The sequence below is a fragment of the Neolewinella aurantiaca genome (genome assembly GCF_008014675.1).
Lineage (GTDB): Bacteria > Bacteroidota > Bacteroidia > Chitinophagales > Saprospiraceae > Neolewinella > Neolewinella aurantiaca.
In genome coordinates this window covers 20,794-33,291 of sequence record NZ_VOXD01000019.1, presented here as the reverse complement: position 1 = coordinate 33,291, position 12,498 = coordinate 20,794, and the positions used below count along the sequence as shown (strand labels likewise).

7 protein-coding genes are annotated in these 12,498 nt (G+C 52.4%); 5 read left to right on the top strand and 2 right to left on the bottom strand.

The window, feature by feature from the left end:
- Positions 1 to 24 precede the first annotated feature (24 nt).
- From FUA23_RS13060 to FUA23_RS13050, 3 genes are all read left to right on the top strand, one after another.
- Positions 25 to 972, top strand: a complete 948-nt coding sequence (locus FUA23_RS13060) for a T9SS type A sorting domain-containing protein (RefSeq protein WP_147931191.1) — start codon at positions 25 to 27, stop codon at positions 970 to 972.
- Positions 973 to 1,763: 791 nt separating this feature from the next.
- Entirely contained in the window at positions 1,764 to 4,358 is a 2,595-nt protein-coding gene (locus FUA23_RS13055) for a hypothetical protein (protein WP_147931190.1), read from the top strand.
- A gap of 207 nt (positions 4,359 to 4,565) precedes the next feature.
- Positions 4,566 to 5,852: an asparagine synthetase B gene (locus FUA23_RS13050; RefSeq protein ID WP_147931189.1), complete on the top strand. Its 1,287-nt coding sequence runs from the start codon at positions 4,566 to 4,568 to the stop codon at positions 5,850 to 5,852.
- A 73-nt stretch (positions 5,853 to 5,925) separates the two neighbouring features.
- On the opposite strand, the gene FUA23_RS13045 is transcribed toward FUA23_RS13050, so the two are convergent.
- Positions 5,926 to 6,519: a hypothetical protein gene (locus FUA23_RS13045; RefSeq protein WP_147931188.1), complete on the bottom strand. Its 594-nt coding sequence runs from the start codon at positions 6,517 to 6,519 to the stop codon at positions 5,926 to 5,928.
- Between the two features lie 315 nt (positions 6,520 to 6,834).
- Between FUA23_RS13045 and pyrH the strand changes: the two genes are divergently transcribed.
- On the top strand, positions 6,835 to 7,560 hold the full coding sequence (gene pyrH / locus FUA23_RS13040) for a UMP kinase (protein WP_147931187.1): 726 nt from the start codon (positions 6,835 to 6,837) through the stop codon (positions 7,558 to 7,560).
- A gap of 327 nt (positions 7,561 to 7,887) precedes the next feature.
- Complete coding sequence (locus FUA23_RS13035; RefSeq protein ID WP_147931186.1) at positions 7,888 to 8,922, top strand: DUF3089 domain-containing protein; 1,035 nt, start codon at positions 7,888 to 7,890, stop codon at positions 8,920 to 8,922.
- Here FUA23_RS13035 and FUA23_RS13030 read toward each other — a convergent pair.
- Positions 8,900 to 12,493: an LpqB family beta-propeller domain-containing protein gene (locus tag FUA23_RS13030; protein WP_147931185.1), complete on the bottom strand. Its 3,594-nt coding sequence runs from the start codon at positions 12,491 to 12,493 to the stop codon at positions 8,900 to 8,902. The two genes, FUA23_RS13035 and FUA23_RS13030, sit on opposite strands and share 23 nt — an antisense overlap.
- Positions 12,494 to 12,498: the final 5 nt, after the last annotated feature.

The window sequence follows — 12,498 nt, the reverse complement described above, 5'->3', positions numbered from 1 at the left end:
AGGTGGGGCTGACGTTCTTTCGATATGAAACTATCTTTTTTTCCCATATTGGTTCTTTGCTTTTCCCCCTTAGCAAAAGCCCAGGTGTTCTTCCCTACGCCAACCCACGAGCCTGTATGGACGCGGTCAGAACTATTTTATGGCCCATTGGTACTGTATTCCATAACCGCTAGAGACTCAGTTTTTCACGATGAAAACTGGCTCTATAAGGTAGAGCAAAGTACAACGGTTGATGGAGATGATTTTGAGACCAGAGAACTTGGCTACTACAGAGTTGAAGGCCCTAAAGTATTTGTGAGAGAAGGGTTGGGTGACCTTTATCCAGAATATTTGCAATACGACTTTAGCCTGAACGCTGGGGATTCCGTGCTGATAAAAGGGCCGCAGAATTTTGAAGAAGATGAAGTGCTCTACCGAATAACTGATCGGGATACAATTGACTGTAGTGGGCGTAACCTGCTTCGGTTAACTGTTGAGTTCAAAGTTCCATTTGAGATATCTCCTACGACATACAGAAGCAGATGGGTAGAAAGTATTGGCGACATTCAACACCCTTTTCTTGGGTTTGATTGTTTCGATCTGTCTTGTGAATCAAGGTACACTAAGCAAAAATACATCTCTACATTAGACAGCCTGTCCATCGAAGATTACCGAGAATGCCAAGTCGTATCAAGTGTAGCGCATGACTATATCAAGGAGCACTTCTTATTATACCCGAACCCTTTTATCTCCGCCGCCCAAAGCAGCCTGAAAATCACATTTCCTGATGGTGCTGGCCGGAGCCTCAAGAAAATCGTCATTCTCGATGCCAGCGGCAGGGAGGTGAAATCACTTGACCAACTAAGCCGGAGAGGAGAGTTGCAGGAGCTGGAAGTCAACTTCCAGCCCGGAGAATTATCTCCGGGCGTTTACCTGGTCCGGATCATTGATCGGAGCGGGAGCTTCCGGACTTTGAAGTGGGTGGTGCAGTGATTTTGGGATAGGTGCTAAAGGTGTAAGGGATGTTACTGGCACTCATTTTGGACCGGAGTTTACTTCTGCGGAGGTAGAATGTTGGGCAACAGCAGCCCACCTAACGAATCTCTGCATGGAGCACGTAGTCTTTTTTTTAAAAAAAGTACGTAGGAAAATCATACCGCCCTCCTCTGTTTGCCGTTGGTTTTAGTTAACCGCTTGCCCGGCGGCCGTTCGGGTGGCTGAACTGAAGGTTTTTGCTCATCCCGTAGAAAGGTGGGTTTGACGTTAGTCATTGAAATTTAAAAGCTTGCGGAGGAAACTTGGCGTTCTACCCGCTCTGCACCTGCGGTCGCGCCACGGCCTGACCAAGGGCTCAGGCGCGAACGCAGGTGCAATAACCGGTTCCAAAGTCCGGGTAGATGCTATTAAGAGTCCGTAGAAAAGGTTAAATTCAGATGGCTGTTATCATACTCTGACAAGTATATGATTTTGTTTACATGTCTTATTTGCCGTATATTGTAAGCGTATTATCTCTCTCTCAAATTTAAACCTTACAATTAGTCATTCCTACACGGGTATTCCCCCTGCTGCTCTTTTGCGGCACAATCATGTGTGTATGCTAAGCTCTGCTTAGCACGTATAGATTTTGTATTTCGGATTTATTGGATTGCTACACAACCACCTCCGGTTGGTTGTGCAGGCCGCGCTACACTGTCACTATCTGTTTCGGATAGTGGAGTATGAGCAGTAGTTGGGGGATCCCTCTTCCTGCTGGGTACGGCTGATTGTTATCAAGCGTAAGTGTTATGTGTTCATCTCTCTCAAAAAAAACAAACCAATTCGCCATCCTCGCATGGCTCTTTTTAACCTTCGTTTTCACTGTTCCGCTTTACGGCCAGGACCGGGGGGTGTCGTGTGCGACTCCCGACCTTTCCGCTGCCGAGGCGCAAGCCTTTACTGCGGTCCTGAAGAACCGGAAAGCCAAAGGAGTCGCTGCCGTGAAAAGCTACAGGAACTACAACCTCCCCGTGCACCTGTACATCCTGGCAGACGAGGCAGGCAACCTGCCCCAAACGAGCTCCTTTCCTTACGAAAGCGCGGAGCAGATAACGGAAATTTTTAAAAGCTCTCTGCAGTCGGTCAGCAAAGAGTTGCACGACAACATCGATCTGTACCTGTGCAACGTCACGGTATTGCGGGATTCTGCTGCTAACCTCACGGCCAATCCCTCGAATATGATCGACGATCTGTTTGCGAGGTACCCCGAAGCGGAGGATAACAACTCTATTCGTGTTTTCGTGAACAGCGAGTCTACCGGTTACGGTGTGTTTGCGGACAACGCGATTAAAATCCCCGCGGGAGGTATCGGGATTCATCCTTTTATTCTGCATGAATTTGGCCACTACTTCGGCTTGCTGCATACCAATCACGGAACCATTGGCAGAGATGCCCAGGGCCGCTATGCTCCTTCTTTGTACCCTGACCATACCCCTGTTCCCGGTAGCCATCCCGATCCGGAGCGGGACTGTGGTGGCCTCACCCCCGGAGAATGCTTCGGCGATAAAATCGCGGACACTCCCGTAGACTATATGACGAAGGAATGCCGGACGGAGTTCTTCGAGGGCGACGGCTCTTACTTCGACGCAAACTGTCCGGTTTCCTGCCCCGTGCAAGTGAACGGCGAAGAAGTTGTTTACCTCAGAGACTACTCGAACGTGATGGACTTCACCTGGGAGTACCAGGCGCGGGTAGCGCTCTCCCCCGGGCAAAAAGAAAGGGTGTACCAAACCCTGACCGATACGACCGAAGGAAGCCACCCATACGCATACGCCAATGGTGGCAGCCTGGGGAATATGTCTTTCCTCATAGACAATGACGTTCCGGTTTGTCAGGACCTGAACCAAAAATCAAGACTGATGGCTGCAACCGGACGTATCGATATCCTCACGAGCTACAAGCGGAACGAAACGACCATTCCTTTTCCCTACGGCCGGGTAAATACCATTTACCACCCGGTGACCTCCTTCGGAGATTTAGCGTTGGGCAAAGGCGTATTCGAAATAGATTTTGACCTCAATGAACTCAATCTTTTCAATGAGGAGAAAGAAGGCGTTTCTATCGGTTTCTACAGTTTCAGCGGCCTTGGCAACTACTGCGAAGGGAAAGAAAATACCAACCAGTATTTCCCCTACAAAAAGGCTTCTCACGGAATTTCGATCATGGACCACGTCCTTACGCTACGACACGTGCTTGGTATGGACGGTTTCACTTCTCCCTACCAGCACCTGGCTGCAGATATGAATTACGACGGGCGCGTAACTGTGACCGACCTGACGCATATGTCAAGCGCAATCCTCGAAGATCGCCATAACCATGATCTGGTGTACAACTGGTTGTTCTTCCCGCGGGCGGCATTGCAGGACAGTACCTTTAATCACCAGTTCAACGAAGATCCGTTCAGCGCCGAATTGATGCACAACGGCGAGCTTTTATCTTACCTGCCCGATGGGAACAACAACACTTACATCGGTAACAAGAGCACCTCGAAATCTAACCGGTCGTCTCTTTACTACTCTCTCTCTGACCCCCGGATAGCGGACATCGAAACGTGGAGCTACCTGGCGATCAAGTACGGCAACGTAGATATGTCTTACGACCGGTCGATGACCGACATTCCTGGTGCTTTCGTTGAAGAAGAGATTGTTGCGGAAGCGTTTAAACTTACCGGCCTGAAGTTTGGTGGTACTTCCCAGGTGAAATTCGGCGTAAAAGACGCGGAGAGCGACATCAGCGGTGTTCGGTACAAAATTGAAGTAGTGCCCGGTGCCGATATCAAACTGAAAGGAATTGAACCGACCAACGAGTACGGCGCCAGCGAAGGCGATTACGTTTACTCTCAGGTCTCAGACTCCCTGATCGAAATCATCTGGCTGCCAGCAAAAGGTACAGGGATGGCGAAAGGAGCAGACCTGTTCGATGTCGAGGTTGAAAAACTTACAAAGGGAACTTCTAAGAAACACGACATCATCGTAAGCGGTGAAATCGTTTATTTCAACGAAACCGGGCTCAAAAACAGTGGGGACAGTTTTAGCACTCCGGCGGTAGAGGTGGAAGCACATGAGGACCTGGCAAACGCTCCTGCCGAAGCGTGCCTGGTGTACCCTAACCCAAGTAGTTCGGACGTAGCCATACTCCTGCCAGCCGAGGCCCGCAGCCTGAACGAAACCTGTGCACTAAGCATCTACGATGTTCGGGGCCAGAAGACGAGACTCAACGCCTACGTGAACAACGGTAAAATAGAAGTCTCAGAAGAGCAAATGAGTCGCTTATCGGCCGGTCTGATTCTGTTCCAGGCAGAAGTGAAGGGCGTATCCTACTCGGGTAAATTCCTGAAGCAGTAGTGCCGGGACTTGTTTAGGGAGGTATTCATACGACTCATGATCATCAGTGGTACGGGGCCAGGCGATTCGTCTGGCCCCAACTGCGTTGTGGCGGGCTCGTAAAAGGTGTTTGTGGGCTAACCCAGGGTTGTCCCGTGAGTATGTACACCTAAAAGCCTTCCCTGCGCGTTATCTTTATTCCCAAGAATAAATACAGCCCCAAACGAAATGAGTCTACGTAAACTATCTCTGCTCCTAATCCTTTTCGTCTGCACCTGCGGCAGCGCCCTCAGAGCCAGCACGATGCTCATCCCGATGGATGACAAGCAAACCGATCACCTGAAAGCATACGGAATTTGCTACTGGGTACTCGAAAACCAGATCGATGCCTGGTGGCTGTTGAACTACCGTGGAGGCAGCTTTGCTTTTCAGCACAGCCGCGCTTTCGAGCGGGAGTGCCTTACCCGCGGGGTGAAGTACGAAGTTATCCCCGACGCAAAATTCAACGCGATCCTGGCCGAGATCGCTAATCCTGAAAAGAACATGGATGCGATGAAGCTGGAAAAAGCACCCAAGATTGCGGTTTATACCCCGGAATTCAATTTCCGGGAAGGAACAAAAGTTCAGCCATGGGACGACGCCGTAACGCTCGTGCTTTCCTACGCCGAGATTCCCTACGAAACGGTCTATGATAATGAAGTGCTGGGCGACAGACTGGCCGAATACGACTGGCTTCACCTGCACCACGAGGATTTTACCGGGCAATTCGGCCGTTTTTACCGGAGTTTCCATACGGCCGACTGGTACCGCCGTCAGGTGGCCTACCAGGAAAAGCTGGCCGCCGAAAACGGCTTCGAAAAGGTCAGTCAGCTTAAGCTTGCTGTAGTGAAAAAGACTCGGGAATTCGTTGGCGGCGGAGGCTTTATGTTCGCGATGTGTTCCGCTACCGACAGTTACGACATCGCTCTGGCTGCCGACGGCGTCGACATCTGCGCCCATTATTACGACGGCGACCCCATCGACCCGCAAGCGCAGAGCAAACTGGACTTCAGCAAAACCTTCGTCTTCGAAAACTTCAAGCTGCAGCGTAATCCGCTCGAGTACGAGTTCAGTTCCATCGACCACAACCCCCGCTCCGTACGGCAGAACGAGGATTACTTCAGTCTCTTCGAATTCAGTGCCAAGTGGGATCCGGTTCCTACTATGCTGACGCAAAACCATACCCGGTCGGTAAAAGGATTCATGGGCCAGACGACGGCCTTCCGGAAGGAACATATCAAGTCCAGCGCTCTGATTCTGGGCGAAAACAAAGCTGCCGATGAAGCTCGCTACCTGCACGGGAACTTCGGCGAAGGCTTTTTCAGTTTCTACGCTGGTCACGATCCTGCCGATTACCGCCACCTGGTCAATGATCCTGAAACAGACCTGAGCCTGCACCCCAACAGCCCCGGCTACCGGTTGATCCTGAATAACATTTTGTTCCCGGCCGCTAAGAAGAAAAAGCGCAAGACGTAGACAATCGGGGTAACCGCTGCGCGATCTGCGCAGGCTGATTTTTAGGTGGTAGCTCAGGCGTAAAGACTTACGACTAATCGACGTTCCCGAAGGCAGCGCCCGCCCATTCGAGGCGGGCTTCGATAGTTTGCGAAGTGGTGATGCCGGGTTGGAAAACGAGCTCGATCCTTACGTTGTCGTTGCCAAGAAAGAGGTTCTTGAAGTTGAGAAGCTGAGGACTTAGGTCGACCGATTGCTGGCGACGGCGGTAGAGGTCGCTCTGGCTGAACACGATCGAAGCCTGGTCGCACCCGAATGCAGTACCTACCGGGCAGGCGCGCAATTCGATGCGCTCGATTTCGCTGAAGTCTTCGCCGGAGAGTGATACCACCCGGGCGCGCAGACCGCCGTAGACGTCAATGTCGTCGGCCGTAACGTTGGCTACCCGCATGGCTTCCACCAGGCCGGTAGGAACACTGTTCTGAGAAATAACAAATGTCTGGAAGCTGGGTACTCCGGCCGGGATGACGAAGTTTACAACGGGGTAGGGGACCTCGAAGAGGAGGTCTCCGTTTGTGTCTCGCTTACACGCGGAAATCAGAAACAGGCAGGGTAGGGCGAAGTAGAGGAAACGAACGATGGCAGAGAAGTTTGTTTGGACGGATATAACGCTGCTTGCGGGGCGCAAGGTATAGGGAACGAAAGACTAACTTTTACGCGATAAATAAGGTGGAACTTCGTATTGTTGGTTGGTCCGCCCGGTTTTCGGAAGGAGAGCGGTCCGACGGTTTTGCCGTTAAACCCGCTCTGCTCCTGCGATTGCGCCCTGATTGGTCCGGAATCATCGTGCTCACTGCCAGTTGAAATTTGCCCGTTGACGTCAGTTCCGGCACTTCAGTATGGGCGAGAATTCGGGATGGAAAGGCTCACAACCACCCGCAATTGAAACTATCCACCTATCTTAGCGCCGCCGGAGTGTAACGGCAAAAAAATCTCCTTCTACATGGCCCTCAAGTACCGTCGAGTAATGTTGAAACTGAGTGGTGAAACCCTTATGGGCGACCAACAGTACGGCATCGATTCCAAAATGCTTACCTACTACACCAAGCAAATTAAGGAACTGATTGATATAGGTGTCGAAGTGGCGGTAGTAATCGGTGGAGGTAATATTTTCAGGGGATTGTCTGCTGCAGAGTCTGGTGTTGAACGCACCCAGGGTGACTACATGGGGATGCTCGCTACGGTCATCAACGGCATGGCTTTGCAAAGCATGATGGAGACCCACGGCGTTTTCACCCGCCTGATCTCGGCCATCAAAATGGAACAGATCGCCGAGCCGTACATTCGCCGCCGCGCCGTCCGTCACCTCGAAAAAGGCCGGGTGGTGATCTTCAGCGCGGGCACCGGCAACCCTTATTTTACGACCGACAGTGCGGCAGCTCTGCGCGCCAATGAAATCAAAGCAGACATCGTTCTCAAGGCGACCCGCGTGGACGGTATTTACTCGGCAGACCCGGAAAAAGATCCAACGGCCACCAAGTACGACCAGATTTCTTACCGGGAAGTAATGAACAAAGGCCTCAAAATAATGGACCAGGCAGCGTTTGCTCTTTGTGCCGAAAACAAGATGCCAATCATCGTTTTTGACATCAACGAACCGACCAATCTCCGTAGGATCATGTTCGGAGAGCAAGTGGGAACTCTGGTGACCAATCAGGAAGGAGAGTAAGTTTCGCTCAAGTCCGGCTTACCGGATAAATAATACCGCAACAGGAAAAGTTAGCCCTCAACACTACGATGTTGAGCAGTTCGTGGCGCGCTCGCAGGTGCAAAGTAAGGTTGGAGGAGCAGAGAGCTCCGGGGCTTGTTTTGTCTGGAGACTTAAACAAAGTTTAAAGAAAATAATTAAGGAACTTTCAGGATGCAGCTCCCGTTGTAGCTGCATCCTTACCTTAATTAAATCCCCATGACACTCTTCATTTTAGGTATGGTATGCTTTGGTATTGTCTACCTGTTGCAGACCGACCGCGCCAGCCAGTAAAAACTCCGCCCCACGATGCGTAGCGTAATTTTAGTTCTTCCCCTGCTTCTCTTTGTTGCATGCGGAAACAAACCTTCATTACCCAAAGGAAACCTCTTCCCGGTGCCGGAGGCACCGGATTACAGCCTGCCCGAAAACTGGGCCGCAACTCCCTTCGCTCAGGACGAAGCCGACCGGACCCCGGGGAATGAATTGGCCGACAAGCAATCTACGGCGACAGCCGATGTTTTCTTTCTTCACCCCACCATCTACCGCAAAGCGGTAACCGGCAACGATCTTTGGAACGCTAACCTCGCCGATGAAAAGCTGAACGAGGCCGTAGATGAATCGACTATCCTGAACCAGGCGTCGATCTTCAACGCCGCCGGCCGGGTCTTCGCTCCGAGGTACCGTCAGGCCAACCTTGCGGTGTATTACCCCGAAGGACGATCCGTTAGCAAGAGGGCCCTCGATACCGCTTATGCCGATATCCTGAACGCGTTCGATTATTTCATCGAAACGTGGAACGGTGACCGGCCCATCATCATCGCGAGCCATAGTCAGGGAACTACCCACGCCAAAAGGCTCTTGTCTGACCGGTTCGACGGAAAAAAGCTAGGGGGTCGTTTGGTCGCTGCTTACTTGGTAGGGATGCCCGTCTCGGCCGATGCTTACGCTACTATTCCCGTCTGCGAAGATGCTGTCCAAACGGGCTGTTTCGTGAGCTGGCGCACCTACCGTGAAGATATCGAAGCAAAGCCCGGTTATCGTGATACGGTAAGCAACATCGCTGTCGTAAATCCGCTGAGCTGGACGACCGGAGAAACCCGTGCTCCCGCCAGCCTCAATAATGGAGGCGTACTGCAGAATTACGATAAGGGGCCGATTCCGGAATTGGTCTGGGCCCAACGGCGAGGCGGCATACTGGTGACCAACAAACCTTCGTTTTTTGGCGATATCTTCTTTACTACAAAGAATTACCACATCGCCGACTACAATCTCTTCTGGGTGAACGTACGGGAGAATGCTGTGGAACGTGCGGAAGCATTTAGAAATCCATCCCCAAACTGAGGTGTAATTTCCCTTCTCCCCGGATGCCGGTTTCTACGCCCCAGGCGTAGTCTGCCCGGACGAAGTAACCGAAGACAGTAGTCCGTGCTCCGAAACCGTAACCGTATATGATAGGGTCGCGGAAGCGCCGTACCCGTACGGTAACGGGAACTGTACCCGCACCGATGGTGTTGGGGTCCGGGTAAGTCGTGATGTTAACGGGATTGTCTTCATCGAAGGGATCGTTGCCTGACCACGCAGTCCCTATGTCAAAAAACGAGACGACCTGAAAGTCGCGCAGCAACTTAGAGCGGAGATTACGGAAGAGGTAGTTGAACACCGGAATCCGGAGCTCGGCGTTGCTCAGCAAATAAGTGCCTCCGTTACGGATGTTGACGTCGAACCCACGAAGGGGATTAGCCAGATCCTGGAAAACGAAATTGCCTGTGGTTGGTGTGGGGATGCCTTCGTTGAAGGTGTTGAGGAGGCTGTTGTCGGCTCCGCCGAGGTAGTAGAGTAACTTTTGCTGACCGAAATTGGTCGAGCCGGCCAGGCGTACAGCGAGAATGCTACGCTTGTCGAGCCTTTGGTAATGTCTGACATCGAAGCCTGCTATACCCAGAAAACCCGGTTCGAAACCGGTTTCTTCCCCTCCGGAACTGAAACTGATGTTGAAGCTTTTGTAGAAGTCAGCGTACACTTTATACCGCGTCCCCATCCGTAAATTGGTCGCCAGGTTGAGGGTGTTGTCGAAGACGTATTCCAACTTCGCGCCTACGCGCGCCTGACTTTCCGGACTGGTCTGCAGGGCGGCTAGTTCGGTCGGGAGAGTCTGTACCCGGTCCCGGCGGACGGTAGCGGTTGCCCGCAGGGAACGGAAAACGTCGAGCGGGTAACGAACCCCGTACTGGGCCAGCAGGGTGTTTTCTTCCACCAAACGCGGAGCGTTTGGGCGCAGAACATCGTAAAAGCCGGACTCCAGCCGCCGGTTACGGCGGTACACCGAAACAATCTTATCCAGTCTGTTTTTGCGGTTTGCGGCGGTCAGGAAGTATTCGGTGCCGTTGAAACTGGTCGGTACGCGCAGGCCGCCCTCAATGGTGTAATCCTCAAAAAGGTCCAGAATATTCCCTTTGAACAGGATACCCAGCGGCTGACGGGTGTAACCGGTTGGGTTGGCCGAGAAGTTGTTGAGGCCAGCAAAGAGCGGATCGTTGTCCGCTTCCGTTTTTACGTAGTTAACCCGGAAGGTCAGGCGGTATGGCTTGATCCGGCCCCGGATGAATTTATAGGTCCGGTTCAGTTCCGGAATAGGTCTCTCCCCCCTGAGGATGCCTTTAGATGGTGTACGCCGGCGTATCCTGGGGTCTTTTGTTACCACCGTCAGGTTAGGGCGGGTGCCGGTAGTATCCGGTCCGGCTGGCCGGATCTCGGTGTCTTCGGTATCAGGGTCCCGCAGGAGAATGTTTTCCAACTCAGGCCGCGGCGGATCGACGAAGTCTTCAAAACGGGTCTGGAAAGTATAGGCGTCTTCGTCGGCGGGGCTGACGGGTTCGGCGGGGTTGGCTTTATTGGGAGCAATCAAACCACCGGTTGCTGTACTACCCGGACGGGTAAACACCGGTACCTTCTGCCCGGTAATCTGATAACTCCGTACCCGGAAATTTGTGGGCACTACGGAAACGTTGAGTGTCGTGTCGAAAGTAAAGGTTCTTACCGCCAAATTGTCATCGGCCAGGTAGAGCGAGACCCCGAGGGGAAGTTTACCGCTGGCGTCCTGCATGTCGATGTTGCTGTTGCCATTAGTCACGGCTTCTACCACTGCGCGTTCCTTGATGACCGGAAACACGACTACCGAATCAATCAGAGTGGTGTCCAGGCTTTCCAGCGTACTGTCGGCATGGAGGGTAACCTCGTCTCCCGTAGAGAGGTAAATGGTTTGCTCGTAATGGTCCAGGTAATTTTCGAGGTGTGCCTGGTAGCGGTTCACTACGCCGCTAACATCGGACAGGAAGCTGAAGTGATCTCCGTCGATTGGTACGGGCTGGCGCTCGTTGCCGAGCGGAGTATCAGAAATCTGGACGAGCTCTCCGGGCTTGCCCTCCAGGTCGTAGTAGTACAAATCATAATCACGGATCGGGAGGATAGTATCTAACCGTGCCGGAGAGAGCTTTGTGTCGATACGGTTACTGGCAAAGACGACACCTCTTCTTCCCCGGATATTCACGGGCGTGGCGTCCAGGTCATCCCAGAAGTCATTGGTGATTTGGCGGACCTGCTGAACGTTAGGGGTATAGTAGTAGAGGTCGGTTTGGCCCTTCGCCGAAGCTGAAAGAATCATATTGCCGGGGTCCTGATAAGCCATACTGAATACCCGGTCGAAAACAGTCGTGAGCTCCTCTGTCACTTCTTCTCCTGAATTCAGGTCTTTGAGTAAGAGTTTGGGCTTATCGCGGAATTCGTACAGGATAGCTAATTCCTGATTGCTGGGCGAAAAGTCGAGAAGGGGGTAATTGTAGTCTGTCGCTTGCAGCAGGTTGCGTTGGCCTCCCTTGGCCACCACTTCACGTTCGCCGGTTTGCAAGTTTTGCAGGTAGACTTTGTAACGGCCAATCTCGTTGAGGACGTAAGCAATGCGCGTTCCGTCGGGGCTGATTTTTAGCTGTGTTACCGGCAGGCGACGCTTGTTCTTGATGGCAACCTCTTCACCCGTCGGCAGCGCCCGTCCGGCGGCCTCTTCGGCGTAGCGGGTCCGGTAGTATTCGCCCCAGTTGAACAGGATGTTGTCGTAGTTGCTGCCCAGTACGTACAGGAAACCGTTTTCCACCGACCGGTTGATGCGGGTAAGGTAAAGCAGGTTGGAAACCGTCGGTTTGCCGAAATTCTCGGCTACGTAGTTCCAAAACGAATGACCCGCCAGGCGGGGGTAAACGGCTGCGAGCTCTTTGAAGTTTTCAAACTCTCCGCTGTTCATAAGCTGACGCAGCTGGTCGTCGTTGGTCGTATTCCAGTCTTCCCCGAGGTAGCCGACCAGGCCGTCCTTAAACCATGGGGGAAGGTTCAGCAACACGGCATTCTGAACAACCTCCTGCACCGAAGAGCCGTAAAGCATGTGCTCAATGTAAACGCTGGCCATCGCCTCGCGGACCTGCCGGCGGAGATCAGAATGATCACCATTGAAATAAACGAAGGCTTTGTTGCCAAGGAACTTGGTTTGGGTCGCTGAGATGTAACTCGTACTGCGGCCCAGGTTTTGATTGCCCGGCAGGGTGAAAACTTCTTCGCTGCCAATATTGCTCTGCTTCAGGTCCGTCACGTCGCGGTACACGATCAGTTGTACCTTTTCGTTCATCCGGTGCTCCAGCATTTTCTGGATGTAGCCGAAGTCATACTCGGCCATTTGCACCACTGACTGGCCCAGATCGCGGCCTTCACCGTACCAATAGGTGATGAAGTTGTCCGATTCGTATTGCTCCCAACTATCAAAATCTTTGTGGTACTGCACGCGGTTTTTGCCAAACTCCACCTGGGAGGTCTGAGCAAATAAACCGGCGCCGAAAAAAGAAATCAGTAGGTAAAGGGATAGACGCATCTTGG